Source organism: Kitasatospora sp. NRRL B-11411 (assembly GCF_000721345.1).
Classification (GTDB): Bacteria; Actinomycetota; Actinomycetes; order Streptomycetales; family Streptomycetaceae; genus Kitasatospora; species Kitasatospora cineracea.
Genome location: NZ_JOGH01000018.1, coordinates 22,979 through 48,455, shown reverse-complemented (window position 1 = coordinate 48,455; position 25,477 = coordinate 22,979). Strand labels below are relative to the sequence as shown.

General features: G+C 73.3%; 32 protein-coding genes and 2 pseudogenes. 9 read left to right on the top strand and 25 right to left on the bottom strand.

The annotated features are described in order from the left end of the window. From IH44_RS0111645 to IH44_RS47880, 11 genes are all read right to left on the bottom strand, one after another. Window positions 1–774, bottom strand: coding sequence for a DUF317 domain-containing protein (locus tag IH44_RS0111645; RefSeq protein WP_030459404.1), 774 nt, complete (start codon window positions 772–774; stop codon window positions 1–3). Between the two features lie 114 nt (window positions 775–888). Continuing rightward, complete coding sequence (locus tag IH44_RS0111640; protein WP_030459403.1) at window positions 889–1,689, bottom strand: winged helix-turn-helix transcriptional regulator; 801 nt, start codon at window positions 1,687–1,689, stop codon at window positions 889–891. 15 nt (window positions 1,690–1,704) lie between these two features. Continuing rightward, window positions 1,705–1,848, bottom strand: coding sequence for a hypothetical protein (locus tag IH44_RS46425; protein ID WP_157852270.1), 144 nt, complete (start codon window positions 1,846–1,848; stop codon window positions 1,705–1,707). Continuing rightward, window positions 1,845–2,507 carry a hypothetical protein gene (locus tag IH44_RS0111630; protein ID WP_369794936.1) on the bottom strand — a complete coding sequence of 221 codons (663 nt, stop codon included), beginning with the start codon at window positions 2,505–2,507 and terminating at the stop codon, window positions 1,845–1,847. Before IH44_RS0111630 ends, IH44_RS46425 begins: the two co-directional genes overlap by 4 nt. Further along, entirely contained in the window at window positions 2,504–3,025 is a 522-nt protein-coding gene (locus IH44_RS0111625) for a hypothetical protein (RefSeq protein WP_030459401.1), read from the bottom strand. The genes IH44_RS0111630 and IH44_RS0111625 overlap by 4 nt, the downstream gene beginning before the upstream one ends. Then, a complete protein-coding gene (locus tag IH44_RS0111620; protein ID WP_030459400.1) occupies window positions 3,022–3,765 on the bottom strand; it encodes a hypothetical protein in 744 nt (247 codons plus the stop codon). Before IH44_RS0111620 ends, IH44_RS0111625 begins: the two co-directional genes overlap by 4 nt. Then, the gene (locus IH44_RS0111615) at window positions 3,762–4,346 is read right to left on the bottom strand and encodes a DUF4913 domain-containing protein (protein WP_030459399.1); all 585 of its coding nucleotides are present in this window, start codon (window positions 4,344–4,346) and stop codon (window positions 3,762–3,764) included. The genes IH44_RS0111620 and IH44_RS0111615 overlap by 4 nt, the downstream gene beginning before the upstream one ends. Window positions 4,347–4,483: 137 nt before the next feature. Beyond that, window positions 4,484–5,143 carry an HAD family hydrolase gene (locus IH44_RS46420; protein ID WP_051816780.1) on the bottom strand — a complete coding sequence of 220 codons (660 nt, stop codon included), beginning with the start codon at window positions 5,141–5,143 and terminating at the stop codon, window positions 4,484–4,486. Between the two features lie 62 nt (window positions 5,144–5,205). Continuing rightward, complete coding sequence (locus IH44_RS46415; RefSeq protein ID WP_157852268.1) at window positions 5,206–5,688, bottom strand: hypothetical protein; 483 nt, start codon at window positions 5,686–5,688, stop codon at window positions 5,206–5,208. A gap of 3 nt (window positions 5,689–5,691) precedes the next feature. Next, window positions 5,692–6,411: an MFS transporter gene (locus IH44_RS42645; RefSeq protein ID WP_051816778.1), complete on the bottom strand. Its 720-nt coding sequence runs from the start codon at window positions 6,409–6,411 to the stop codon at window positions 5,692–5,694. A gap of 130 nt (window positions 6,412–6,541) precedes the next feature. Beyond that, on the bottom strand, window positions 6,542–6,712 hold the full coding sequence (locus tag IH44_RS47880; RefSeq protein ID WP_232794914.1) for a hypothetical protein: 171 nt from the start codon (window positions 6,710–6,712) through the stop codon (window positions 6,542–6,544). Window positions 6,713–6,883: 171 nt separating this feature from the next. Between IH44_RS47880 and IH44_RS47875 the strand changes: the two genes are divergently transcribed. Next, window positions 6,884–7,069: a hypothetical protein gene (locus IH44_RS47875; RefSeq protein WP_232794913.1), complete on the top strand. Its 186-nt coding sequence runs from the start codon at window positions 6,884–6,886 to the stop codon at window positions 7,067–7,069. A gap of 105 nt (window positions 7,070–7,174) precedes the next feature. On the opposite strand, the pseudogene IH44_RS49080 reads toward IH44_RS47875, so the two are convergent. The 12 genes and pseudogenes from IH44_RS49080 to IH44_RS45320 form a co-directional block, all read right to left on the bottom strand. Next, window positions 7,175–7,429, bottom strand: a pseudogene (locus IH44_RS49080) (DNA cytosine methyltransferase); the annotation flags it as partial. Next, entirely contained in the window at window positions 7,395–7,655 is a 261-nt protein-coding gene (locus IH44_RS49075) for a DNA cytosine methyltransferase (protein ID WP_255358060.1), read from the bottom strand. The pseudogene IH44_RS49080 and the gene IH44_RS49075, both read right to left, overlap by 35 nt. A gap of 80 nt (window positions 7,656–7,735) precedes the next feature. Further along, window positions 7,736–8,401: a hypothetical protein gene (locus tag IH44_RS0111590; RefSeq protein WP_030459396.1), complete on the bottom strand. Its 666-nt coding sequence runs from the start codon at window positions 8,399–8,401 to the stop codon at window positions 7,736–7,738. A 28-nt stretch (window positions 8,402–8,429) separates the two neighbouring features. After that, complete coding sequence (locus tag IH44_RS46410; RefSeq protein WP_081966832.1) at window positions 8,430–8,762, bottom strand: hypothetical protein; 333 nt, start codon at window positions 8,760–8,762, stop codon at window positions 8,430–8,432. Window positions 8,763–8,844: 82 nt separating this feature from the next. After that, the gene (locus IH44_RS0111585; protein ID WP_051816776.1) at window positions 8,845–10,080 is read right to left on the bottom strand and encodes a DnaB-like helicase N-terminal domain-containing protein; all 1,236 of its coding nucleotides are present in this window, start codon (window positions 10,078–10,080) and stop codon (window positions 8,845–8,847) included. After that, entirely contained in the window at window positions 10,080–10,292 is a 213-nt protein-coding gene (locus IH44_RS44110; RefSeq protein ID WP_030459394.1) for a hypothetical protein, read from the bottom strand. The genes IH44_RS0111585 and IH44_RS44110 overlap by 1 nt, the downstream gene beginning before the upstream one ends. A 29-nt stretch (window positions 10,293–10,321) precedes the next feature. Continuing rightward, window positions 10,322–11,191 (bottom strand): hypothetical protein, encoded by an 870-nt coding sequence (locus IH44_RS0111575; RefSeq protein WP_051816800.1) that lies wholly within the window; start codon window positions 11,189–11,191, stop codon window positions 10,322–10,324. Window positions 11,192–11,369: 178 nt separating this feature from the next. Beyond that, window positions 11,370–13,152, bottom strand: a pseudogene (locus IH44_RS0111570) (type IV secretory system conjugative DNA transfer family protein). Window positions 13,153–13,246: 94 nt separating this feature from the next. Further along, a complete protein-coding gene (locus tag IH44_RS0111560) occupies window positions 13,247–13,669 on the bottom strand; it encodes a hypothetical protein (RefSeq protein WP_030459390.1) in 423 nt (140 codons plus the stop codon). 41 nt (window positions 13,670–13,710) lie between these two features. Beyond that, on the bottom strand, window positions 13,711–14,238 hold the full coding sequence (locus IH44_RS0111555) for a hypothetical protein (protein WP_051816775.1): 528 nt from the start codon (window positions 14,236–14,238) through the stop codon (window positions 13,711–13,713). A gap of 37 nt (window positions 14,239–14,275) precedes the next feature. After that, window positions 14,276–14,917 carry a hypothetical protein gene (locus IH44_RS0111550; RefSeq protein WP_030459388.1) on the bottom strand — a complete coding sequence of 214 codons (642 nt, stop codon included), beginning with the start codon at window positions 14,915–14,917 and terminating at the stop codon, window positions 14,276–14,278. A 33-nt stretch (window positions 14,918–14,950) separates the two neighbouring features. After that, window positions 14,951–16,201, bottom strand: a complete 1,251-nt coding sequence (locus IH44_RS45320; protein ID WP_051816774.1) for a hypothetical protein — start codon at window positions 16,199–16,201, stop codon at window positions 14,951–14,953. A gap of 197 nt (window positions 16,202–16,398) precedes the next feature. Between IH44_RS45320 and IH44_RS0111535 the strand changes: the two genes are divergently transcribed. Further along, window positions 16,399–16,830 (top strand): hypothetical protein, encoded by a 432-nt coding sequence (locus tag IH44_RS0111535; protein ID WP_030459386.1) that lies wholly within the window; start codon window positions 16,399–16,401, stop codon window positions 16,828–16,830. Between the two features lie 10 nt (window positions 16,831–16,840). Here the strand turns inward: IH44_RS0111535 and IH44_RS0111530 are convergent, their stop codons facing one another. Then, window positions 16,841–17,728, bottom strand: coding sequence for a helix-turn-helix domain-containing protein (locus IH44_RS0111530; RefSeq protein ID WP_030459385.1), 888 nt, complete (start codon window positions 17,726–17,728; stop codon window positions 16,841–16,843). Window positions 17,729–17,869: 141 nt separating this feature from the next. On the opposite strand from IH44_RS0111530, the gene IH44_RS0111525 reads away from it, so the two are divergent. The 4 genes from IH44_RS0111525 (at window position 17,870) to IH44_RS0111510 (ending at window position 22,339) form a co-directional block, all read left to right on the top strand. Further along, window positions 17,870–19,264, top strand: a complete 1,395-nt coding sequence (locus IH44_RS0111525) for an MFS transporter (protein WP_030459384.1) — start codon at window positions 17,870–17,872, stop codon at window positions 19,262–19,264. Window positions 19,265–19,328: 64 nt separating this feature from the next. Then, window positions 19,329–20,363 (top strand): alcohol dehydrogenase catalytic domain-containing protein, encoded by a 1,035-nt coding sequence (locus tag IH44_RS0111520; protein ID WP_030459383.1) that lies wholly within the window; start codon window positions 19,329–19,331, stop codon window positions 20,361–20,363. Window positions 20,364–20,422: 59 nt separating this feature from the next. Continuing rightward, entirely contained in the window at window positions 20,423–21,400 is a 978-nt protein-coding gene (locus tag IH44_RS0111515) for an aldo/keto reductase (RefSeq protein WP_030459382.1), read from the top strand. 87 nt (window positions 21,401–21,487) lie between these two features. Then, window positions 21,488–22,339 (top strand): aldo/keto reductase, encoded by an 852-nt coding sequence (locus IH44_RS0111510; protein WP_030459381.1) that lies wholly within the window; start codon window positions 21,488–21,490, stop codon window positions 22,337–22,339. Between the two features lie 232 nt (window positions 22,340–22,571). Here the strand turns inward: IH44_RS0111510 and IH44_RS0111505 are convergent, their stop codons facing one another. Further along, on the bottom strand, window positions 22,572–23,471 hold the full coding sequence (locus tag IH44_RS0111505) for a helix-turn-helix transcriptional regulator (RefSeq protein WP_035954759.1): 900 nt from the start codon (window positions 23,469–23,471) through the stop codon (window positions 22,572–22,574). A 223-nt stretch (window positions 23,472–23,694) separates the two neighbouring features. Between IH44_RS0111505 and IH44_RS0111500 the strand changes: the two genes are divergently transcribed. The 3 genes from IH44_RS0111500 to IH44_RS0111490 all read left to right on the top strand — a co-directional run bounded on the left by IH44_RS0111500 (window position 23,695) and on the right by IH44_RS0111490 (window position 25,376). After that, entirely contained in the window at window positions 23,695–24,015 is a 321-nt protein-coding gene (locus IH44_RS0111500; RefSeq protein ID WP_030459379.1) for a carboxymuconolactone decarboxylase family protein, read from the top strand. Window positions 24,016–24,087: 72 nt separating this feature from the next. Beyond that, entirely contained in the window at window positions 24,088–24,522 is a 435-nt protein-coding gene (locus IH44_RS0111495) for a cupin domain-containing protein (protein ID WP_030459378.1), read from the top strand. Continuing rightward, entirely contained in the window at window positions 24,519–25,376 is an 858-nt protein-coding gene (locus IH44_RS0111490) for an aldo/keto reductase (protein ID WP_030459377.1), read from the top strand. Before IH44_RS0111495 ends, IH44_RS0111490 begins: the two co-directional genes overlap by 4 nt. The last annotated feature ends 101 nt before the right edge of the window (window positions 25,377–25,477 follow it).

Genomic DNA, 25,477 nt, shown 5'->3' with positions numbered 1-25,477 from the left:
TCAGCGGCGCCGCGCGGCGGGCGCGGGCCGGGCGGGCGGAAGGTGGGGCCGACCCGCCTCCACCGGACCGGCAGGGTGGGTCGAGCGGCCGGACGGCCGCCGCAGCACTGTCACCCGGGCCAGGTGGCGTGCCGGGATCTCGTCGGCACACCGGAGGACGGGCCCCGGGGTGCTGAAGGCCGCAGCCGCCTGGGTGAGCGGGTGGAAGGGCACGCCGATCGTGAACTCCGCACACCAGGAGGGCTGTTGCGGGCTCCCGGCGAGCATGCTCCACGTCGGTGGGACCAGGCGGGAGACCTCGTCCTCGTGCGGCTGGTGGCCCAGGCGGTGCCGGTAGAGGGCCCAGCCGTCCGGCGCCACCTGGTCGTGGAAGCCCTTGGGGGAGTGTTCGGAGGGGCGCCAGCCGCGGTCGGCCAGGACGGAAGCGGGGGTGCTGGCCCGCTGGAGGTAGTGCCGGGCGCTCAGGTCCTCGGCGAGCGCGGCGGTGAAGGCGGCGACGACCTCGGCGGGTGTACCGGAGCTGAAGGAGGCCCGCCACAAGGGCTCGGCGCCGGGCGTGGTGTAGCCGTGGACGGTCCAGGCGACCGGGGAGCCGACGTCACCGTTCACGCTGAGCGCGGCCGTCCGGCACGGGCTGGTGAAGCGGGTTTGGCTTTCGGGGGTGCGGGTGGAGCTCCAGCCGTGGAGCGCGGTCAGCGTGTCGGTGACCAGGTGTCGGTCGCCGGGCCCGGCCAGGCGCAGCGGCTGGACGAGAACAGGGGCGGCGGAGGGCACCGGGGTTCCTCGTCGAGTTCGGTGGCGGCCGGGCCCGCGCGCCGGACACCGCAGTGCCCGAGCAGCGCGCGGACCCGGCCCGGCGGCGGGCGGGTCTGCGGCGGAGCACGGCGCTCAACGGCCACGGGCCGGGTGGGAGGCGGCCGTGACGGCGTACGGCACCGGGGGCTGGGGCTGCGGGGCGTGGCTGAACAGCGAGGACGGCACCGGGCTGCGGCGCAGCGCCGCCGCGGTACGCGCACCCTGCACACCCTGCTCAGGGACGGTGAGGACCCGACTGCCGGAGCGGGCGGGAGCCTTGGCGGTGTGCCGGTCGTGCCACTGCTGGACGGTCGCGTAGACCGGTCCGAGGGCCTGGCCTGCTTCGGTCAGGGTGTACAGGCCGTGGTTTCGGCTGCCGTTGGAGACCACCAGGCCATCGGCCTGGAGCCGGGCGATCCGGACTGCCAGCAGTTGCCGGTAGACGCCGGACTCCGCGGCGATCCGGTTGAAGTCCATGCTGCCGCCCTCGGCCAGCAACTGGACGACCTTGGTGGTTCCGATCGGCTGCAGCCGCTGCAGTGCGTCCTCGATGCGGCCGGGCCGCTCCAGCATGGTCGGGGCGACGTGCTCCGACGACCACTGCGTCAGGGACCGGTAGACGGGGCCGAGGGTGAGCGCCTGCCGGCTCAGGCGGTACGGGGCGCGCTTGTCGAACGCGTCGTCGCGGTCCACCAGGCCGTCCTGGCGCATTCCGGCCAGCCGCTTGCTGGCGTAGGACTCGCTGAGCGCCGGGACGCAGCCGGCGACCTCGCGCACCGGGAGGGTTGGGCCGTACTTGGCGATGGCGCGGACGATGTCGGTGGTCCAGTTCGGCGCGAGCCGGCGCAGGGCGGTCTCGACGGCCTGCGGGTCGGCGGTGGAAGTGCTGGGCATGGTGGATGCTCCGGTTCAGCGGCTGGGGGAGGAGAGGAGACGGGAGACGGGAACCGAGGCCGGGGCGGTCTCCGTAGGCGCGGCGCCGGAGGCGGTGGTGCCGAGCCGCTCGTGGATGAGGCGGTCTCCGGGGCTGGTCAGCGGGTCGTGGGGATTCACTGGGCCGTCTCCAGGCGGGCGAGCAGGGAGCGGACCAGGGTGGGCAGGCTGGTGGGGCCCTCGCCGATCCGGACCTCGCTGGCGGCCTCCTCGACGATGTACTGGGCGTCCTCGATCAGGCCGGTGCTGATCTCCATGCAGGCTCCGGTGATCGCGGCGGCGGCCCGCACGGCGCCGACCAGGACGTCGACGTAGACGTCCGGCTCCAGCCCGGCCGCGCCGGCGGCGGTGCGGATCGCAGCCGACTCCGCGTCGTTGAAGCAGTAGTCGAAGCCCTCCTCGTCCTCGCCCGGGGCGGACACGGTCCGGATTCCGGATTCCGGGGCGGGGAGGCCGGCGCGGGTGCAGATCGTGTCGACCGCCGCGGTCAGCTCGGCCAGCGACTCGGTCAGCCAGCCCAGGGCGGAGGCGTAGGAGGCCAGGGCGAACAGGCCGACGGGGGTGGCCGGCAGCGGTTCGTCGAGCAGGTCCTCCAGCTGCTCGTTCAACTCGCCGACCACCCGGGGCCCGGCGGACAGCGGGCCGAGGACCGGGGCGAGGTAGGAGCGGGTGGCCGGTGCGTTGTACTCGGCGACGAGGATCCCGGCGACGGCCTGGGCGGCGTCGGTGAGCCGGCCGGCGAAGTCGGAGCGGCTGGGCAGGGCATCGGCGGTCATCATCGGGCCTTTCGGGGAGTGTCGGCGGCAGCGAAGCCGGGCGAGGCGGAGGTGTAGACGACACCGCCCTGGCGGCGGGCGTGCGCGGCCCGGGGCGAGCGGGCGCGGGCGGCCCGGACGCGGGCCTCCTGGGCCTCCCGGACGCGGGCCACCTGCTCCGGGTCCGCGTCGGGCGCGGGGGTGTTGAGCCCGGTGCGGCCCAGCCGCTTCTGGGCGGCGTTGTAGACCGCGTACTCGTGCCGGGCCCCGGCGGCGACGAGGTAGACCTCGCGGGAGTGCTTGGAGCCGGGCGGCGCGTCGCGGAACTGCACCACCAGGCGGTGGCTGGCCCAGTCACCGCCCGTGCCGAGGACGATCTTGTGGCAGCCCTCCAGCCGTTCGTGGAGCTTGGTGGCGACGCGCTCGCCGTGGACCAGGTCCTGCAGGTGCAGCAGGGCCTGGTCCCGGACGGGCTGGGGGAGTTGGCGCAGGTCGGCGATGGCGTCGGGGTGCGCGGCGAACGCGAACTTGGCGCGGCTCACAGCGACCGCCCCCGATCCGGCTGCGGTGAGTTGACGGGAACAGCGGGCGTGCCCGGTGCGGCGCCGGCCTGGGGGAGCGCGGCGGTGCGGGAGAGTGCGGCGCCGGTCCGCAGAGCCTCCGCGTCGAGGCGGTACTCGGGCGCCTTGGGCAGCGGGGTGGAGCGGTCCTCCAGCCAGTCGTCGGCGGCGTCCCAGTCGGGGAACGCCCCCTCGCGCACCGTGTAGGTGTACTGGTCAGGCTGGAGCGATTCGAGGAACAGCCGGACGGGCAGCTCCTTGGCCTGGTGGTCGACGGCGATGCTCCAGCCCTCGACATCGGCCCCGTCGATGACCTGGTGCTCGACGATCGCAAGCCGCTCGCCCGAGTGCCGGATGCGGTCCTCGACCCGGACGGTCAGCTCGTCGGCGGGCCTGGGGGCCTCGGCGATCGGCGCGAGCGCGTCCGCCGGGCAGCCGCGCACGATGAGCCACCTCTGCGCGAAGGCGAAGCTGGCGTGTCCGGAGCTGTGCATGCTGAACGTCCCCCTCGCGCTGTCGCGCACGACGTCGAGGGAGACGAGGTTGGGCGTGTTGGGGACGTCCCAGGTGGCCGAGGGGTCGAAGGCGACGATGAAGCTGCGCCCGCCCACGTCGTGCTGGGCGATCGTCTGGTACCTGCAGATCCAGGCGCGGTCGTAGGCATGGGCGCTCTGCTCGTCGGCGGCGACCAGGCCGTCGAGCCGGAAGTCGGTGTCCTTCACGCGGCCACCCCCAGCTGGTCGGGCGTGGCCAGCACGCGGTGGCTGGGTCGGGCCGGACTGGTCGTGCACGCGGCGAACGGGCCATCGGGGGAACGGAGTTGGGCCAGGGCGTGGTCGAGGTGGTCGCGGTGCCACGTCGAGGGACCGATGAGGCCGGCCTCCGCGTCGGTGAGCTGCTGCCACGCCAGCCACAGGCCGTGGAGGCGGGCCACGGCCTCCGGGTGCTCGTACCAGCGCGCGCACCACGGCCGGGTGGAGCCGATCTCGCGCCCGTAGACCGGCAGCAGGACGTGGGTGATCCAGTTGCCCAGGGCGGCCAGTTCGGCGGCGTACTCCGCGCCGCCCATGGCCAGGATGAACACCGAGGTTGGGCCGTCGGCCTCGGCCTCGTCGTCGGTGGAGTCGGCCTCCGGCTCCTCGGCGCCGGCCGGTTCGGGGTCGGCACCGAGGCGGTCGAGCAGGACGCCGTGCTGGCGGACCTCGGCGATGGTGCGCGCCAGCGTGCTGGCCAGATCGTCGAGGTCCTCGTCGGCGATACGGATCGGTTCGGGCTCGGGGGAGCCCGCGGTCGGGTCGGACATGGCACATCCAGGGAGGTAGGACGGACGGGTGCGGTGGGCGCGGAGGGTCTTATCGGGCGGTTCACGGACGTGCTCCTGACGTGCAGGTGGGAAGAGGATCCGCAGATCCGGCGGCTTGGTCGCGCCGTCGGTTCGTGCTAGATGAGGGTCCGGAAGCGGACGAGCCAGCAGCCGACGACCAGGGCGCCGGCAAGGCTGCTGGCGACGGGGTAGCCGTCTTCGGCGAGCCGGTCGCGGTCGTGCAGGCCCTCGCTGTGCAGGACACCGATCGCGCCGTTGGCGTAGGCGGAGTCCGCGTCGTCGAGCGAGTCGCCGATCACCAGCACCCGGCGTTCCCGCCCGGTGAGGCCGAGGGCACGCAGGTGCCTGGCCAGCGGGACGGCCTTGGAGCCCCCCGGCGGCCCGGTGCGGCCGTCGATCCGGGTGAAGAAGTGCCCGATCCCGGCCTCCTCGACCTCGCGCACGAGCGTGTCGTGCGGGCACAACGACAGCAGCGACTGGGTGTGCCCGGCCTCCTGCACCAGCGACAGCAGCTCCACGGCCCGGCCGTGAAGGCGCACGGGCTGCGCACGCAGGTGCGTCAGGAACGCCGCGTCGCTGGTCTCCCTCTCCCGCTCGCTGATCTCGCGGCCGAGCAGGCGGGCGTAGAAGTCGGCCAGCGGCAGGATGCGCTCGGCCTGGTAGGTGTCCCGGTCGACGGGGGTGCCGCCGAGGGCGGGCAGCGTCGCGTTCAGCGCGGCGACGTGGTCGTCGAGGTCATCCTTGATCGTCCCGTTCCAGTCCCAGACAACGTGCATGGGAGTGAAGGGAGTTGTATCGCTGGAGGTGGTGTTCACGGTGGTTCTTTCGCAGGGAGGGGTCAGGAGGGGAGCAGGTGGTGGAAGCGCCGCAGCAGCCATAGAGCACCGGTTGCTCCGGCGAGCGGCACCAGCGCGGCGGGCAGCGGCCCGGCCGCAACGGCGAGAGAGGTCAGGGCGGTGCCGGCGGCCTGGCCGACGCCGACGCAGGCGACGAGCCAGCCGGAGGACTCCGCCAACTCGCCCTCGGGGGAGAGGCGTTCGACGCTCTGGAACGCGGCGGCCAGCAGCGGTGCGAGGAAAGAGCCGGGTAGGAGGGCGCCGAGCAGCGCGACGGCGGGCACCGGGTCGGACAGCAGCGCCGTCCATCCGGCGGCGAAGCCGACCGAGGCGGCCACCAGGTGCCGGGCCGGAGGCCCGGGCCATGCTCGGCGGCCGTAGGCCAGGTCGCCGAGTACGCTGCCGAAGGACAGCGCGGCGGGCATCGTTCCGGCCAGCCACCCGGGGTGGTGCCGATCGCCCAGCGATAGGGCCAGGACGTTCACTGCTCAGAGCGCCACCCCGGTGCCGGCCAGCGTCGCGAACAGCACCCGCAGGCCCGGCACCCGCAGCGGACCCGCCCAGTGCCCGCGCCCGGCCGGGACGCTCGGCGTCCACCGGGCACACGGCGCGGAGGTGACGACCAGGGCAGCGCCGAGCAGGCCCAGCGCCGCGGTCGCTGCCAGCGCGGCGAGCACTCCGGCCCCGGCCGTGATGCCGGCGGCCAGCAGCGGACCGGCCACGAACACCAGGCCCTGGCTGCCGCTGTCCAGCGACAGCGCGATGCGACGTAGGGCGGCGTCGGGAAGGACGCGAGGCCACAGTGCCCGAAGGCACGCCTCCAGCGGCGGAGTCGCCAATCCGGCGACCACCACGACCAGCGCGGCGAGCACCGGGTGGCGCACTGGGCCGGTGGCGGGCATTAGCAGGAACGCCGCGCTCGCCGCCGGGGCCGAGGCGTACAGGACGGCGCGCTGGCCGTGGCGGTCGGCCAGGCGGCCCAGCAGCGGCTGACCGATCGCGGAAGCCAGCGCGTACAGCGCGCCGAGCAGCCCGGCCAGGGCGAGCGGGCCGTGTTCGGCCCGCACCAGCAGCAGGATCGCGATGGGCGCCATCCCGGTGGGCAGGCGGCCGATCAGGGTGCCGCCGAGCAGGCGGGCGACGTGCGGCGAGCCCAGGACGGCACGGAAGGTGCTGTCCTGGGCCCGCACGGCGGGGGTGGCGCTCAAGAGGGGAAGTCCTTCGGTCGTGCGCGCCGGAGCGGCGCGCGGGCCCGGCGACCGGTTCGCGCGGCTGCCGGGCAGAAGGATCCGGAGGAACCGGGGCTTGGTCCGGCCGGGGAAGAGGGAGTAGAAGCCGCTACCGGATCCGGCAGTGCGGGCAGCGGCCGAGCGGCGGAGCCAGCAACTCCAGGGCCCGGGCAGCCTGTTGGGGGACAACCCCGTTGCCGAGGGCGGTGAGCTGGGCGGGGCGTCCGAGTCCGGGGGTGGCGGTCACCCAGCCCGCGTCCAGGCCTTGCATCCACTCCACGAATTCCGGGCGGAGCCGGCCGCCCTCGTCGGTCGGCGCCGGTGCCGGGCGGGTGAGGGTCTCCCACCGAGCGACGGCTGCGGCGTACTGGCCCCAGCGTTTGGAGTCGGTTCCGAGGGCGGGTTCGACCAGAGCGGCAGGACCACCGCCCACAAGAGCGGACGCCGGCCCTTGCCCGGCCGCCTTCCCGGCGTGCCGGTGTCGCTCGCCCGCGGCGTCGGCAGCAGCGAGGCCGCCGCCGACGGCAGAGTCAGGTCGCCGTTGCCGTGCCGCTGGTTCGGCGAGCCCTTGACCCCGTCGCTGGCCTTCGGCGTCGGCAGCAGCCACTCCACCTCGTCCGCCAGGTTCGGCCCGTGACCGCCGCTCTTGCGCTTCGCCGGGTGCTGGCTGCCGCCGTTCTTCCCGATGTTGCTCGTCGGTGTCTTCAGCACCGTGGTCGGCGGGCCAGGCGGTGAGGAAGACCCGGGAGCGGTGGTGGGGTGCTCCGACGTCGGAGGCGCGAAGAACGAGCCACCGCGCGTCGTACCGCAGGTCGGCCAGGGTGCCGAGTACGGCGCCAAGTGCCCGCAGAGAAGGGAGGGTTGAGTCGTCTCCCAGACACCACGGACAGGGTTCCACATCGCCAGCGGAACCCGGGGAGGTGAGGAGTCCTCGTACATTCTCGACCACCAGGAGACAGGGGTTAAGGGCCTCGACCGCGCGCGCGACGTGCAGACAAAGCCCGGAACGGGTCTGCGAGTTGAGGCCGACACGTCGGCCCGCGACCGAGACGTCTTTGACAGGGGAAACCGGCCGTGAGGACCCCGACCCGCGGAACGGACGCCCAGTCGACCGCCGTGATGTCGCCCAGGTTCGGCACACCGGGCCAGTGCCTGGCCAGGATCGCGGATGGCGCGGGCTCGACCTCGGCGTGCCAGGCCACCTGGCCGCCGAGCGCCGCCATCACGCCCAGGTCGAGCCCGCCATAACCCGAGCACAGCGAGCCGATCAGCGGACCGGGCCGGGCGGGTGGCCGGATGGCGGTCATCGCCGCCTCCGTGCGGGAGACGGTGCCGTTTCGGGTGCGGCCGGGACGGGGTGCTGGGGATCGGTGGTGGTGGCCGGGGTGGTGGTCGAGCGGGTGAGCGCCGCCATTCGGCGCGCAGTGTTCGGGTCCGGCTGAACTCCGCTGGCCGAGGCGAGGTCCTCGGCGGTGGCCGGGGCGGGTAGGGGGCGTCCGCTGGTCAGCGCGTCGAAGCTCCACTGCATCGTGACGATGGCGCGATCGACGGCGGCATCAGCCTCGGAGAGGAAGTGGTCGACCCCGGCGCGGACCTGCTCCTCGACCGCAGGAGCGGCATCGGGCGCCCGCACCCGCGCGTCGGCGAGCGCAGCCGTGAGGTCGGCCGCCTCGGTGAAATCTCGGCTGGCCTGCGCCAGGTCGTTGGCAGCGGAGGTCCAGGCCCGGGCCAGGAAGACGGTATAGGCGTCCTGGCGGGAACTCAGCGCGTGGAAACTGGCCTCGTGGAGCGCTTCCCGCAGGGGCCAGTCCACCTGCTTCACCGCCTCGGCGAGAGCGGAGGCGGAGACCTGACGGCCGTTGCCGTAGACGGAGTCGAAGGACTGCGGCAGGACCGCCTGCCCATCGGCGAGGCCGTCCACGGCCGTTTGCAGTGCTTTCGCGTGGTGGTGGACATCTTCGTCGAGCATGGTCACTCCATGAAGCTGAAGAGGCGGTTCACCGGGTCCGGCCGTGGACGGGCCGGACCGGAGAAGCGGGGAGGGGAGGAGCAGTCGCTGGCGACTCTGCGGGTGCTGTGTGCAGGGAGCGGGCGGTGTCGGCATCCGGGCCACTGTGCTCTCCGGCTGTGCGGGCCAGGGCGGCGAGTTGCCGGCCGACATCGCTGAGTTCGGCGGCGGCCGAGGCGGTGCTGGCGGCGGCGTCGGCGAACGCCTCGGCTGCGAGCACAGCCTCCGCTCGTGGTGCAGGGTGGGATGCCACCGCCAGGAACAGGTACTCGTCGCCCAATTCGTTGACGATGCTGCCGAGTTCATTGATCTGGCGGCCCACGGCGACCGGGTCGGGCCAGGGAAAGCCGGGGCCATCCGGGGCAGCCGGGCGCTCTGGAGCTCGGCCATGCTCGCCGCTGCGTTCAGCAGCAGCGCGGTCTCTGGCAGGGGCTTGTTCGCGTCGCACTCCGAAGCGGGGAAGAGAAAGAGGGGCGGTGGCGCGTCGCGCTCGCGGCGCTCGCCCGGGCAGCGGAAGCGGCGGGCGAGGCCGCCTTGGCGGCGCGCTGCTGCGGGGCGCTGCGGGACAGCGCCGCGCTCACCCGGGCCGCCGGGACGCCCGGAGCCGCCTGGGCGGTGGCCGTACCGGGGGAGGGGTGTCCGTTGGCGGTGCGCCAGCGGGCACGGACTTCCTCCAGCGGGCCGAGGGCGTGCAGGGCCTGGCCGATCAACTGCCCGGGGGCGAGGCGCTCGTCGTTGGCGAGGACGGTGATCTGCCGGGCGCTGTGGCCGGCGGTGCGGGTGAGCGAGGTTTGTAGCAGCTGCTCGCCGAGCCACTCGGCGGACCCGGCGACCAGGTGCGCGCCCAGGATCGGGGTGAGCTGCTCATCGGTGAGGGCGCCGTCGGCGAGGAGCCCGCGCCGTTGGACCTCCCACAGCGCGGTGACGGCGTCGATCGGCTCGCCGCGGTGGTGGAGCGCGCCCAGGCAACGGTAGAGCCGGCCGTGGCCGGGAACGGCGAAGTCGCCGGGCCGCAGCCAGTCGAAGACCTCCTGGAGCGCGCCCTGCTGGTGCACCAGCAGGGACAGCAGGAACTGCTCGTCCGCCCGCACGTCGTCGGACAGTTCGGCGGTGGGCGCGGCGGCCGGGACGGCGCCGGGCTTCTGGGCGCGGGGCGGGGTGCCCCAGCGCTCGGCGAGGTCGGCGAGCACGTCGGCCAGGACGTCGGCCTGGTGGGCGGTGCCCTCGACCTCGCCCGCGACCAGGCCCGCTTCGGCGACAGCCAGCAGGCGCTCGGCGTGCTCGGTGACGGTGCGGCGGATCGAGCCCTCCAGGACGATCCGCCCATACAGCGGGGCGTGGCCGGCGCGGGGGCAGGCGGCGACGAGGGTGTGCAGGTAGGAGGGGTTCAGCCCGCGGGTGCGCTCACCGGCCAGGGCCAGGGTGTCGGTCAGCCAGTCGAGCGGCACCTCGCCGTCGTCGCTGTCGGCGGCGAAGCCCGCGTGGCCGGCGTCGCGCAGCTCGCGCAGCACGGAGAAGAGGGCTCGGTGGGCAGGGCGGTGGAAGTCGCGCGGCTCCAGCCAGTCCAGCCGCCCGAGTTGGCGCGGGTCGAGCAGGACGGCACCGAGCAGCGCCTGCTCGCCCGCGAGCAGCGGTTCCATCACGACGACCACCGGCGGCGCCCGGGGGCGAGTTGGGCGATCTCGCGTTCGGCGGCGGCCCGGGCGGCGGCGAAGCGGTCCAGCTCGCCCGTGAACGTCGGGTCCGTTGCCAGGATCGACCCGCTGGCGCTGATCAGCCACCAGTGGCCTCCGCTCCGGACGACCGGAGCACCGACCAGGCGCTCGCCCCGGGGGGAAGAAGAGTTATTCATCGGGATAACTCCGTTGTGGGGAAAGGAGGTCAGGCCGCGAGGGTGAGACGTTCGGCGGCAACGGGCGTGCCCGAGCGGCAGGCCCAGGGCGAGCAGCCGTCCACGTCACCGGCCTCCAGTTCGGCGTCGGCGATGGCGTCGAAGACGTCCGTCTGGCGCCCGGCCCACTCGTGCGCGGTGACCCGGTCGATGGGCGCCTGGTCCAGCGGGCGGCGGCTGCGGTGCAGGTACGCCTGGCCCAGCAGCGGGGTGCCCTTCGCGGTCGCTCGGGCGTTGCCGCTGCGGATCGCGCGGTCGAACGCGACGACGTCCTCCCACTCCTCGGGTGAGGTGTCGCGCAGCGCCCGCCACTGGGCGTTGCCGTGGTACGGGCACCCCAGGCAGCTCGACTTCGGGGTCGACTCGAAGCCGCGAGCGCGCAGCAGCCGCAGGCAGTCCGTCCGCGTCAGACCCTGTTCGAGCAGGGGGAAGCGGTTCTTCATGTAGGCGACGTCGGCGTCCTTGGCGCGGTGCACCTCGTCCACCGAGATGCCGATCCACTGCTCCACGAACACCCCGCCCGGCACCCGCTGCGGGTAGGGGCGGCCGAGGAGTTCGCGGACCTTCTCCTTGATCGGCTTGATCTTGTACTGGCCGGTGCACTGCCGACGCGACATGCCGTCGCCGCCGTCGGCGTTGAGGATGTGCAGCGGCATCGACGCGAAGCGCTTCGTGGGGTCGAGGGCGTCGTCGCGGATGTTGCCCGAGGACACACGCAGGATCGGGATCCCGGCCGGAGCGGCGACCTCCTGCTCGATGCGGTCCAGGTGGGCGTAGACCGAGCGGGGCTCCCAGCCGGTGTCCGCGAAGATCGCGTAATCCAGGCGGGGCAGGTGGCCCTCGGCAGCCAGCATCAGCAGCACACTGCTCTGGACCCCGGCACCGAGCGAGAGAACTCGCAGGACGGGAGAGGTAGTTGTGGTCACGGGGTGGTCCTTGAAGGGGGAACGGGCGCACGCGGCGGGAACGCCCGGAGAAGAAGAGGGGGAGGGGTGGCGGCGCCGGCCGGAAGGTCTCGATCGGCGCCGCCGGGGGCAGTCAGGCCGAGAGGGTGAAGTCGTCCTGGCTCTTGGCGAGGGCGCGCTCGGTGATGGCCTTGGTGGCGCGGGCGGAGGCCGGGCCGATCTCCTTGACGGAGCGCTCCTTGTACCAGGGGCGGAGGTTCAGCATCGCCACCCGCATCCCGGTCGCGAACAGCAGCACCTTGCCCTTGGGCAGTGCCCGGATCTGGTCCGGAGGCAGGATCCGCTCGGTGCGCATCGAGACGGAAGTCGACTTCCCGCCATCGGAGTTGGAGACGGAGACGGTCTGCACGTCGTGCTCGCCGATCTGCCGCGACAGCTTGTCCGCGAAGTCGGCGTCGTCGATCCCGCTGCCGACGATCTTGACGGTCGCGGCGGACCAGAGGGCGTCCATGCCGGCCTCGCCCCAGCACCGCTGGCCCTGCCGGTAGGACTGCAGGATCGTGATCGGGATGACCCCGCGGCTGCCCAAGTGCGAGTACAAGTCCGGCAGATCGCTGATCTTGCACACGTTGGCGGCCTCGTCCAGGACGCACAGCGCAGGCGGGTCGAGCCGTCCGCCGCTGCGCTCGGCGACGATCACGGCCGCGCGCATCACCGCGTCTGCCGCTGCCGCGATGATCGCGCTGGCGGAGCCGCCGCCGTCCTTGCTGAGCAGGAACAGCGTGTCGCGGGAGCCGGCGAAGTCGAACGGCTTGAACTCCGGCAGGCCGGGCGCCGGGGTGACCCACGCGGCGATCTCCGGGTCCAGCAGGCAGCTCGCGTACTGGCGCGCGGTCTCGTAGATACCGTCCCTGGTCTCGGTGGCGCCGGTGACGGTGCCCTGGAGCTGGGCGGCCACCGCGTGGTGGCCCGCGTCGGCGAGCAGGTCGACGGGAGTGCGGTCGGCCGGGGAGGCGAGCCAGGCCAGCACGTCGGTGATCGGGCGCCGGTGGCTGGCGGCGGCGAGGAAGAGCGCGCCGAGGGTGTTGGCGGCGGCGGTCGACCAGAAGTCGGAGCCGCTGGACTCGTCCACGGACGCGGTGACGAAGTGCCCGGCGAGCCGCTTCGCACCGGCGAGGTCGCGGGCGTCGGCCAGGATGTCCCACCACATCTCGCGCGGGTGGTGGGCGATCTGCTGTGGGTCGAGCGTCCAGACGGTGCCGACCTTCGCCCGCGCGTCGAAGCACGCGGTGAACGCGTCGTTGGCCGCCTTGTTCGACGTGAGCAGCACCGGGCCGGGGGCGGCGAGGATCGCCGGGATCGCGATGCCGGACGTCTTCCCGGAACGGGGCGCCATGATCGCGACGAGGACGTCCTCCCAGGACGCACGGACCTCGGCCTTGCCGGGCGACAGGGTGCCGACCAGGATGCCCCGGTCATTGGGCTCGACCTCTTTTGCACTCCCGGCCGTTCAGGCTCGGGCGCAGGTCACGGGCCTTGGCGGTGACTTCCTTGTCCAGCAGCGGTGCCAGGTCCGCCTTGCGGGCGAGACCGGTCTTCGCGCCGGCGCGGTGGCGCGCCCACAGCACCAGGGCGGTGGCGGTCAGGGCGGCGGTGAGCAGGCCGGGGACGACGCGGGCGGAGACCAGCAGCGCGGTGGCGCCGAGGTGCGGCCACAGGGCGTCGGGGTGCAGCAGGGCGTCGGCGGCGCTGAAGTGGGCCCACGGCCCGCTGCCGACAAGGGCGTTGGCGGCGTTGCCGGTCAGCCAGGCCAGGGAGCCGAAGGCGAGGGCGGCCCCGAGTAGGCCGAACAGGAGGTAGAGGAGCGCGTCGGTGCCGGTGGTGGTCGACGGCGCGCTGGTGCGCGGGGAGGGCAAGGGGGTTCCAGGCGGGTGCGAGCGGGCAGGGGCGGGGCGCGCTCAGTTCTCGTGCGGGTCACGGGTTGCTCCTTGAATTCAGGGAAGAAACGTTTCAGCGGGTGCGGCCGGTGGTACGGGGTACGGCCGACGGGGCGGCAGCGGGAACCGGTTCGGGACCGGTCCTGGCGGAGGGGGAGGCCAAGCGGGCGGCAGCGATGCGCTGCCGGTCGGGTACGGCGCTGTTGTTGCTGACGTAGCCGACGATCAGCTCGGGCTCGACGGCGACCCGGAACCCGAAGCCGTCCAGCAGCCCGGTCGCACTCGACGCGGCGACCTGCTGCTCAGGGCCCGGCAGGCCGGGCGGGAGGTTGTAGGAGGCGGGGTTGCCGGGGTCGGTCGGCGCGGTGAAGCCGAACCGGCGCAGGACGAGGCCGATGACCTCAGGGGCGTCGGTGCGGCAGTCGGCCCAGACCAGCCCGTCGCCGCCGCGGTAGATCTCGACGTCGGTGCCGTAGGTGTCTGCCAAGTTGCCCATGAAGGAGGTCCTTTGAGGGTCGCGAGCTGGTGATGGGTGGATCAGCGGCCGTGGACGGCGGGCGCGGCGGTGGCAGGCGGCCCGGCCGGGGGAGCGCCGGGTTCGGTTCCGGGGTGCGCGGCGTGGCCGGCGCTGTTGGGCGAGCTGGAGCGGGCGGCCTGCTGCCGCTTCGCTTCGGCGTCGGAGTGCTCCGGATTCGCAGCGCCGTGCGGCAGCTCCCGGGTCCGGAAGGCCACTCCGTACCGGTGCGCGGGATCGACCACGGCGCCGGTGCAGTCGTCGAGGTGGTCCTGGACCCGCCCCAGCAGCACCTCGACATTGCGCAGGTAGTGGTGGGCGTTGGCGAGCTGCTCCCAGGCGACGCTGGCCGGGTTGTAGTCCGGGTGGGTGGCGTCGACCCTGGCCCTGGACCAGTTGGCTGCTGTGGCGAGGAGGTCGGTGAGTTGCGGGAGGATCCCGGCCCGGTCGGCGCTGACGGTGTTGACCGCGTCGAGTACGTCGGCGACCTCGGCGGGTGTAGCGGTTCCGGACAGCCGGGCCGTCAGCTCCGGCAAGTGGTGGTCGGGCATGGAGGGAAGCAACTTCCTGGTAGGTGAAGGCCGGTGGTCAGCGGGTGCGGCCGGGTGACGAGGGCGGCTTGGCCGCTGGTGCCGCAGCCTCGCCTCCGGGGCTCGCGGTGCGGCGGGCGGTGGCGCGGGGCGAGTAGGAGACGGCGGCCTGCTGCCGCATCGCCTCCGCGTCGGAGGGGCCGTGGCCCATGACGTCGTGCAGCAGCTCCCGGGTCCGCTTGACCTGGACCATCTCGTGGTGCCGCGGGTCGCTAAGCGCGGCCGGCATCTCGGCGATGTCGCCGACGACGGCCTCCAGCTCTTCCTGGGCGTAGACCAGCATGGAGTGGACGGAGGCCAGGCGCGTCCACAGGTCGAAGGCCGCCACGTCTGGTTCCGGGAAGTCGAAGTCGAGCCGGGCCCGGGCCCAGTCGGCGCTGGCGGCGACCAGCTCGGTCAGCTGCGGCAGCGGGCCGACCAGGGCGCCGGTCGCCTCCTCCACGATCGCGGCGACCTCGCCCGGGTCCGCCGTCACCTCCAGCCGCGCGATCATGCCGGGCACCGAGTACGGGTCGGCGGCCGGGGACGGGAAGTAGCGGACCTGCAGGGGCGGGTCGGCTTGCGGGTCGTGGGCGAGGGCGATGTTGTGGCGCATCGCGGCACCGACCGCCTCGCCGATCGACGAGTAGTACTCAGGCACCGCACCCACCCCCGGGAGCCGTGGGGGTGCCGGTCACCGGGTGCGTCCCGTCTGCCGGGGCACGACTGCCTGCGGGGGTGCGGCGGGCGGCGTGGAGGCGGTCACCCCTCGGGCGGTGACGGCGGGGGAGGTGGCGCGGGCCGCGTCGGCGGTGGCGGAGCGGGACGCGGTGTCGGCGGGAGCGTCGTGGGACTGGGCGCGCTGCACTTCGTCGAGCAGCCCGGCCAGCTCGCCCTGGGCGGCGGAGACGAAGTCGGCGGCGAAGCCGAGGCGGTCGGAGAGCGCATACTGCTCGGGGTCGAGGTCGGTGGCCTGCTCGGAGGCGGCCTCCAGCATGTCGTGGACGCGGTCCAGGATGCCGCCGTCGGGGTCGAGCACCTGGTCGAGCGCTTCGGCGAGTTCATCGAAGCTGGTGGCACCGCGGATCCGGTCGGTGACCTGGAGGAGCTGGTCGCCGGCGGAGAGCTGGTTCCGGTCGCCGGGGTTGCCGGGCAGCGTGGTGTCGAGCCGGGGGTCGAGGTCGACGTCGTAGCGGGCGGCGCGCAGCATCTCGGCGGCGTGGGTGGCGATGGCGGCGCGGTCGGCCGGGGCGGTGGTGGTGGGCAGCCGGTGCCGGCGGCCGTACCAGTCGCCCTTCTCGGCGAAGCCAGCGTGCTTGAGCAGGGTGGCTGCGAGGTCGTCGCCGGCGCCCTTGGCGACGACGGCGCCGCTGGGTTCGAGGCCGATGGCGATCGGTGGAGTGGGCATGCGGTAGTCCTTGGCGGTGGTGACGGAGGGGACGGTGTGCACGAGGTGGCCGAGGTCGGCGGCGATGCGGTGGCACTCTGCCTGCGCGTGGAAGGCGTCCCGGTAGGTGCTGTGGATGGAACCGTCCTCGCGGACGACGGTGGCGACGATGTGCACCGAGCGGTCGAGGGTGCGGATCGCCGCCCACCGGCACCCGTTCGGGTCGCCGTCGAGGGCGAGACCGGTGACGGTGACCAGGCGTCGGGCGACATCCGCCCACTGGGTGTCGGTCAGATCGGGGTGGCGCGGGTCGGAGCGCACCGAGCACAGCCACACCGGCCGCTCGGGAGCCCGGGCGCCGATCCGGGCGGCCGGGGCGTCCAGCACGCCGCCGCCCAGGACCTCCCGGGGGTCGCCGAACAGCGGCAGCTGCTGGTGCGAGCCGCGGTAGTCGGCCCCGATCAGCCGGGGCCGCAGCCGAAAGTGCGGAGCGTCGTGCCCGTACAGGACGGGGATCAGCGCGGCCGTGCTGGTGGCGCGCTGCAGGTGGGCGATCACGACGGTCGGTCCCCTCTCGGACGGTGGCGGGCCCGGCGAACAGGCTGATGGGGAGAGGATCTGCGGATCCGTTGGTTTGGCCGGGCCGCCGGACGGTGGTAGTAGCCGGTGGCGACGGGCCGAGTGCGTCAGCGGACCGAGGCGGTGCGGTCCCGGCTGAACTTCTCGCAGGCGAAGCGGGCGAAGACCTCGTCGTTGTGCAGCCGGGCCCAGCGTCCGTCCTGGCCGCCGTCCACGCTGCCCCGGCCTCCGAGATCCGCAACGCGCTCACCGCTGACCTGTATCTCTCCCGCGGCACCCTCGTCCTGCGCCGCGGCATGCGGCGCCACACCCTCTACCTGGAGGAGTTCACCCACCGCTTGGCCGCTGACTGGCTCACCTACCGCCACCGGCGCTGGCCCACCAGCGTCAACCCCCACCTGCTGGTCACCCAGAAGACGGCCCTCGACCCGGACCACCCGGCCGTGGCCCGGAACACCATGAAGCTGAACCCGGTCCTGCCCAAGGGGTGCACGCTTGACCGGCTCCGCCAGGACCGCATCCTGGACGAGGCGTTTGCCACCGGCGACCCGCTCAAGCTCATGCGGCTCTTCGGTCTCACCGAGGACCCCGGCAAGCTGCCCCGGTAACCGGTCAGCGTCAGGGCCGGTTGGCCTGCTCGGTGGGTCGGGGGCTGTTCCAGCTGGCGAGGAGGTCGAGGGTTTCGGCGTCGCGGCTGCCGGGTGGGACGGCGCAGAGGATGAGGTAGAGGCCGTCGTCGGCGGTGAGTCGGGTGGTCTCGTAGGTGAAGGTGAGGTCGCCGACGAGAGGGTGGTGGATGCGTTTGGCGCCGGCGCGGTGGTGGCGGACGTCGTGGCGGGCCCAGCGCTGGCGGAAGGCGTCGCCGCCGCGGGTGGAGAGTTCGCCGATCAGGTCGGTGAGGGCCTTGTCGTGGGGGTTGCGTCCGGCTTCGGCGCGCAGGGTGGCGACGTTCTGGTCGGCGACGGTGGCCCAGTCGGGGTAGAACGCGGGGGCGGCGGGGTCGAGGAAGGTGAAACGGGCGGCGTTCGCGGGGCGGGCGGGGCTGTCGAAGACCGGGGCGAACAGGGCGCGGGCGAGGGTGTTGCCCGCGAGGAGGTCGAGGCGGGCGTTGCGGAGGTAGGCGGGGACGCCGCTGATCGTCTCGACGAGGTTGCGCAGGCCGGGGCGGACGGGCCGGCGGGCGGGGCGGGCCGCTCCGGCCGGGCCGGTGGCGGCGGCGTTGGCGGCGCGGACCAGGTCGAAGAGGTGGACACGCTCGGCGTCGTCCAGCAGCAGGGCGCGGGCGATGGCGTCGAGGACGGCGTCGGTGGCGCCGCGGGCGTCGCCGCGCTCCAGCCGGGTGTAGTAGGGGACGCTGACGCCGGCGAGTTGGGCGACTTCCTCGCGGCGCAGGCCGGGGACGCGGCGGGCGCGGTCGAGCGGGGAGGGGGTGAGGCCGGCCTGTTCGGGGGTGACGTGGGCCCGGCGGGTGGTGAGGAAGTCGCGGATCTCGGTGCGGCGGTCCATGCCTTCGACCCTACGGCCGGGCTGCTCGCGGGGGCACGGGCGTAGGGGTCCTTGTCAGGGTCTGCTTGAGTGCCCCGTGGACGGTCGGGGCGCGGTTGTCTGGAGGGCATGACCGCTCGCCCTGCTTCCGGAGGCCCCCCGATGCCCGCCGCTGTCCCCGTCACCGACCGCCCGGCCCCGTCCGGCACCGCCGCAGCGCCGGTGGCGGGTGCGGGGTTCGCGTTGGGGGCGGCGCTGCTGGGGTTCTTCGTGATCACGTTGGACGCGCTGATCGTCAGCGTCGCGCTGCCCGCGATCGGCTCCGATCTGGGTGGCGGGATCGGCGGGCTGCAGTGGGTGGTGGACGGCTACACCCTGATGCTGGCGGCGCTGCTGCTGTCGGCCGGGTCGGTCTCGGACCGGATCGGCGCGAAGCGGGCGTTCGGCCTGGGGCTGGTGCTGTTCCTGGCGGCGTCGGCCTTGTGCGCCCTGGCGCCGACGCTGGGGGTGCTGGTGGGCGCACGGCTGGTGCAGGGCGCGGGGGCGGCGGTGATGATGCCGGCGACGCTGGCGCTGATCCGCGAGGCGTTCCCGGACGCGGAGCGGCGCACGAGGGCGCTGGCGCTGTGGGCGGTGGGCGGTTCGGTGGGTTCGGCGGCAGGCCCGCTGGTGGGCGGGGCGCTGGCCGGGTGGGACTGGCGGTGGATCTTCTTCATCAACCTGCCCGTCGGCGCGCTGGCGCTGGTGCTGCTGGGCCGCGCCCCGTCCTCGCCGCGGCGGGCGGTGCCGTTCGATGTGGTCGGGCAGGTCGCCGCGGTGGCGGCGCTGGGCGCGCTCACCTACGCGCTGATCGAGGGCGGCCAGGCCGGGTTCGGCAGTGCCCGGATCGTGGCGGCGCTGGTGCTCGCGGTGGCGGCGGCGGCCGTGTTCCTGGCCCGCCAGGCGCGGGTGCGGGCGCCGATGATGCCGCTGGAGCTGTTCCGCTCCCGCCCGGTGGTGGCCGCGCTGGCGGCCGGGTTCGCGCTGAACGTCGGCTTCTACGGGGTGACGTTCCTGTTCAGCCTGTACTTCCAGACCTTCCGCGGCCTGTCGGCCGCGGTCACCGGGCTGCTGTTCCTGCCGATGACGCTGCAGAGTGTGGGCGTGTCCTTCGTCTCGGCGGCGGCGACGCGCCGCTTCGGCGCCAGGGCGACGATGGTCGCCGGGCAGGTGGTGATGGGCGCCGGGCTGCTGGTGCTGTGCCTGCTGCCGGCCACGGCACCGGTGTGGGCGGTCGCGCTGGCGCTGATGCCCGTGTCGTTCGGCGGCACCCTCGCGGTCCCGGCGATGACCGGCCTGATGCTGGCCTCCGTCCCCGCCGAGCGGGCCGGGCTGGCCTCCGGCGTGCTGAATACCTTCCGCCAGGTGGGCGGGGCCGTGGCCGTCGCCGTCTACGGCGCCCTGGTCACCGGAGCCTCCTTCACCCACGGCATGCGCACCGGCCTGCTTGCCGCCGCCGTCCTGCTGGCCGCCACCGCCGCCCTGGGCGCCCTGCGCGCCCGCGCCCCCCGCACCTGACCCCCCGCCCCGCCCGGCGGCCGAGCGGATGCCGCCGCCGACCCGCTCAAGGAGATTGGGACCCATGCGAGCAACCCTGCTGTACGGAGCCGGAGACGTACGCGTCGAGGACGTGCCCGACCCGGTGATCAAGAACCCGACCGACGCGATCGTGCGGGTGCTGCGCGCCGCGGTCTGCGGCAGCGACCTGCACCCCTACCGCTCCGCCCCCGCCGGCGGCACCGGCCGGCAGATGGGCCACGAGTTCCTCGGCACCGTCGAGGACGTCGGCCCGGAGGTGACCGGCCTCAAGCGCGGCGACCTGGTGCTGTCGCCGTTCACCTACGCCGACAACACCTGCTGGTGGTGCGAACACGGCCTGCAGACCTCCTGTCCGCAGGGCGGCCGGTACGGCTTCGACGGCGTCGACGGCGGCCAGGGCGAGGCCGTACGCGTCCCGCAGGCCGACGGCACCCTGGTCAAGATCCCCGCCGCCGTGGACGAGGCGCTGCTGCCCTCGCTGCTGACGCTCACCGACGTGTTCTGCACCGGCCACCACGCCGCCGTCACCGCCCGGGTCCGCCCCAGCAGCAGCGTCGCCGTGGTCGGGGACGGCGCGGTGGGCCTGTGCGCGGTCCTCGCGGCGAAGCGGCTGGGCGCCGAGCAGGTGATCCTGCTGGGCCGCCACACCGAACGCACCGACCTGGGCGTGGAGTTCGGCGCCACCGGCGTCGTGCTGGCCGGCGGCGAGGAGGGTGCCGAGCAGGTGCGGCAGCTGACCGCGGGGCGGGGCGCGGACGCGGTGCTGGAGTGCGTCGGCTCGATGCAGACCCTCACTACCTCCTTCGCCGCCGTCCGCGACGGCGGGACGGTCAGCCGGGTCGGCGTCCCGTCCTACACCGAGGGGCCGATCGGCATGGAGATGATCATGCGGAACATCACGCTGACCGGCGGCGTCGACCCCGCCCGCCACTACATCGACGCCGTCCTGCCCGATGTCCTGGACGGCACGATCCGGCCCGGCCGGGTCTTCGACCGCACCCTCCCCCTGGAGCAGGCCCCCGACGCCTACCGGGCGATGGCCGACCGACGCGTCCTCAAGGCCCTCCTCACCCCCTGACCACCCGCCCCGGGCGCCGGGCGACCGGCCCCCTACCAGCCAACGAACAGGGCCTTCCCGTGAAGCACATCAAGCTGCGCGACCTCGACGTGGCCCGCATCGGCCTGGGAGCCATGGGCATGTCCCACGGCTACACCGGCGCCGGTACCGACGACGACCAGTCGATCCGCACCATCCACCGCGCCCTGGAGCTGGGCGTCACCCTCCTCGACACCGCCGAGGTCTACGGCCCCTACACCAACGAGGAGTTGGTGGGCCGCGCCCTCAAGGGCCGCCGCGACCAGGTGGTGCTGGCCACCAAGTTCGGCCTGATCTCCCACACCGGCCACCAGGGCGGCACCGACAGCAGCCCGGCCAACGTCCGCGCCGCCGTCGAAGGCTCCCTGAAGCGCCTGGGCACCGACAGCATCGACCTGTACTACCAGCACCGTGTCGACCCCGGCACCCCCATCGAGGAGACCGTCGGCGCCCTGGCCGAACTCGTCGCCGAAGGCAAGATCAGGCACATCGGCCTCTCGGAGGCCGGGCCCGACACCATCCGCCGCGCCCACGCCATCCACCCCGTCACCGCGGTGCAGTCCGAGTACTCCCTGTTCACCCGCGACCCCGAAGCCCACGTCCTGCCCACCCTGCGCGAGCTGAACATCGGCTTCGTCCCCTTCTCCCCGCTCGGCCGCGGCTTCCTGACCGGCACGATCCGCTCCACCGGCCAGTTCGACGCCACCGACTTCCGCGCCGACAACCCCCGCTTCACCGGCGCCAACTTCGAACACAACCTGCGCCTGGCCGACCAGGTCGCCGCCATCGCCGCCGAGATCGACGCCACCCCGGGACAGGTGGCGCTGGCCTGGCTGCTCGCCCAGGGCGACTTCATCGCGCCCATCCCCGGCACCCGCCGCGTGGCCCGCGTCGAGGAGAACACCGGCGCCGACGCCGTCCGCCTCACCGACGACCAGCTCAACCGGCTCAGCGCCCTGCCCCCGGCTGCCGGCGACACCCACAACGAAGCGGGCATGCGCATGATGGAACGCTCCTGACGCCGTGAACACCACCGGCAGCCGCGCACCGCCCACCGGGCCCTCCACCACCCCACACCCCCGAACACCAGCTCCAGGAGACTCCCCGTGCAGCACGTCACCCTGAACAACGGCGTCCAGATGCCGATCCTCGGCTTCGGCGTCTTCCAGATCGACGCGGACCAGACCGAACGCGCCGTCACCCAGGCCCTGGAGGTCGGCTACCGGCTGCTGGACACCGCCGCCGCCTACGGCAACGAGGAAGCCGTCGGCCACGCCATCAAGAACAGCGGCATCCCCCGCGAGGACCTGTTCGTCACCACCAAGCTGTGGGTCCAGGACGCCCCCGCCCAGGACAACGCCCGCCGCGCCCTGGAGACGTCCCTGGCCAAGCTCGGCCTCGACCACGTCGACCTGTACCTGATGCACCAGCCCTACGGCGACGTCTACGGCCAGTGGCGCGCCATGGAGACCGCGAACCGCGAGGGCCTGACCCGGGCGATCGGCGTCGCCAACTTCTACCCCGACCGCCTCCTCGACCTGATCCTCAACAACGAGACCGCCCCGCAGGTCAACCAGATCGAGACCCACCCCTTCTTCCAGCGCACCGCCGACCACGCCCTGATGCGCGAGCACCGGGTGCAGCACCAGGCGTGGGGTGGCTTCGCCGAAGGCAAGAACGACCTGTTCACCCACCCCGTCCTCGCCGCCATCGGAGATGCGCACGGCAAGTCCGTCGCCCAGGTCGTGCTGCGCTGGCTCATCCAGCGCGACATCGTCACCATCCCCAAGTCCGTCAACCCCGACCGGATGGCGCAGAACATCGACGTCTTCGACTTCGCCCTCACCGACGACCAGATGACCGCCATCGCCGCCCTCGACACCGGCAAGACCCTGTTCTTCGACCACCACGACCCCGAGATGGTCGCCTGGCTCAGCAAGCGCCGCCTCGACAGCTGACCTCCCGGCACCACCCGGCCCTGCGGTCCCAGGCACCCCGGCACACCCGCGCCCAGGCGCCCGCCCGCACTGCTCCCTGGTAGCCCACGGCCACCACGCGACCCCGGAGAGGACTCCCGCCGGAACCGCGCGAGGAATCTGCCGGCCTGCCCCGCGAGCAGGACCGCGGGTGTCGGGTGCGTTCCGGTGCGCCCGTGGTCGGGCCGCCGCCCGAAGATGGCCTTCCCCCGGGTCAGCGGTCGAATACTCGGTCCTGCTCCTCGCCTGCGCTGGATGCCCCCGTCTCGGCGGTAGCGGCCCAACTGGCGAGGAGTTGCAGGGCGTCGTGATCGGGGGTGCCGGGGGCGGCGCTGTAGGCGGTCAGGGTCAGCCCCGGCTGGGCCGGTAGTTCCATGGCGTCGAAGTCGAGGGTGAGGTCGCCGACGGCCGGGTGGTGGAATGCCTTGCGGCCGGTGTGGTGCAGGCGCACGTTGTGCTTGGCCCAGGCGGTGCGGAACTCCTCGCTGCGGGTGACGAGTTCGCCGATGAGCCCGGTCAGTTCGCTGTCGTGCGGGGTGCGTCCGGCTTCGGTGCGCAGCAGGGCGACGGTGGTGTTGACGCCCACTTCCCAGTTGGGGAAGAAGTCGCGGCCTTCGGGGGTGAGGAACTGGGCGCGGGCGATGTTGGTGGTCTTCGCGGTGGGGTCGGGGAACAGGGGGGCGTAGAGGGCGCGGCCGAGGGGGTTGGTGGCGAGGATGTCGAGGCGGCCGTTGCGGATGAAGGCCGGGGAGTCGGTCATGGAGGCCAGGACGCGCAGGACGCTGTCCGGGAGCGCTCCGGTGGGGCGGCGGGTGCGGCGGGCGGGGCGTTTGGCGGCGGCGCGGGCCAAGTCGAACAGGTGGGCGCGTTCGGCGTCGTCGAGCTGGAGGGCGCCTGCGACGGCGTCGAGAACCTCCTCGGAGGCTCCGGCGAGGTGGCCGCGCTCCAGGCGGACGTAGTAGTCGATGCTGACGCCGGCGAGCAGGGCGACTTCTTCGCGGCGCAGGCCGGGCACGCGCCGGTTGCCGCCGTAGGCGGGCAGCCCGGCCTGCTGCGGGGTGAGCTTGGCGCGGCGGGAGGCCAGGAACTCGCGGATGTCGCTCTCGGTGCTCATGTCTTCCACGCTAAGCCGGACGGCGCAGGCGTGGGGGGTCCTGCCAGTACCTGTAACAGCAGACCCTTCTCCCCTTCCTTGAGCTGGGGTTTCCTCGATGTCGGAGGCCGCGCCAGCGGTCGGGAACCGGTTGGACGCGCGATGCCGCGGCTGCCCTGGGACCCGGTCGGGCTCACCGTGGAACCGGCCCGGCCCACACCATTCGATCAAGGAGTCATCTGTCATGCCGAAGCAGTCCGCGCCCCGGGCGCTTGCCGCAATCGCCCCGAAGCTGGTCGAGGTCACCGACGAGGTCCTCTTCGGTGACGTCTGGGAGCGCCCCGGACTGTCGCCGCGCGACCGGAGCCTGGTGACCGTGAGCGTCCTGGCGGCGCTGTACCGCAGCGAGCAGCTCGGCTATCACCTCGGTGTCGCCCTGGACAACGGGCTGAGCGTGGAGGAGCTGTCCGAGGCGATCACGCACCTGGCGTTCTACGCCGGCTGGCCCAACGCCATGACCGCGATCACGCAGCTGAAGAAGATCGCCGACGAGCGCTCCGCCTGACCCTCGGCGCGAGCGACACAACGACACTCCGCACGACCGGCAGGCCGTGCCGGACCGCAAGGAGAGAGCGCAATGACCGCAGGCGGATTCGACCAGATCTTCCCCCTCGGGGAGAAGAACGACGCCTTCGCGCAGTACTTCATCGGCCAGAGCTACCTGGCCTCCCTCGCCTCGGGGAGCGTTCCCGTCAGCAACGTCTCCTTCGAGCCGGGCTGCCGCAACAACTGGCACATCCACCACGGCACGGCAGGCGGCGGTGACCAGATCCTGCTGTGCACGGCGGGCAGCGGCTGGTACCAGGCCGAAGGCGAGGACCCGGTCAGCATGGAGCCGGGAACCGTGGTCCGCGTCCCGGCGGGCACCAAGCACTGGCACGGCGCGAAGGCCGACGCGTGGTTCTCCCACGTCGCCCTCATCACCCCTGGCGAGAACGTCAGCAACGAATGGCTGGAGCCCGTCACCGACGAGGCGTACGGGAAGCTGCCGAAGAACGGAGCGAACGCATGACCGTCCTGGACGAGACCTACACACTGGCAAACGGCGTCGAGATCCCCCGGCTGGGGCTCGGCACCTGGTTCATCGACGACGACAAGGCGGCCGACGCGGTCCGCGCAGCCGTCCGGATCGGCTACCGCAACATCGACACCGCCCAGGCATACGGCAACGAGCGCGGCGTCGGCGAGGGCGTGCGCACCTCGGGGGTGCCCCGCGACGAGCTGTTCGTCTCGACCAAACTCGCCGCCGAGATCAAGGACTACGACCAGGCACTCGCCGCGATCGACGGCTCCCTGGAGAAGCTGGGCCTGGGCCACGTCGACCTGATGCTGATCCACAGCCCGCAGCCGTGGAACGACTTCCGCGGCGGCGACTACGCCCAGGGAAACCGCGAGGCGTGGCGCGCCCTGGAGGACTCCCACCGGGCCGGCAAGATCCGATCCATCGGCGTCTCCAACTTCCAGCAGCACGACCTGGAGAACATCCTGCAGGGCGCGAGCGTCGTCCCGCACGTCAACCAGCTGCTCGTGCATGCCGGCAACACCCCCTCCGACCTGCTGGCCTACTGCGAGAGCAAGCAGATCCTCGTCGAGGCGTACTCGCCGATCGCCCACGGCGCAATCCTGAAGAACGCTGAAGTCCAGGCGATGGCGCACAGGTACGGCGTGTCCGTCCCCCCGCTGTGCATCCGCTACACCCTCCAGCTGGGCACGGTGTCGCTGCCCAAGACGGCCAACCCCGAGCACATGCGCTCCAACGCCGAGGTCGACTTCGAGATCTCCGGCGACGACATGGACGCCCTGCGAAACCTGCGCGACGTGGACTACGGCGAGCACAGCGCCTTCCCCGTCTACAGCGGCAAGTAACGCCAGGGCCACCTCGCACCGGCCAGGGTCGACCACGATGCACCAGCCGCGCGTCGCACCGTCAAGACCCTGTTCTTCGACCACCACGACCCCGAGATGGT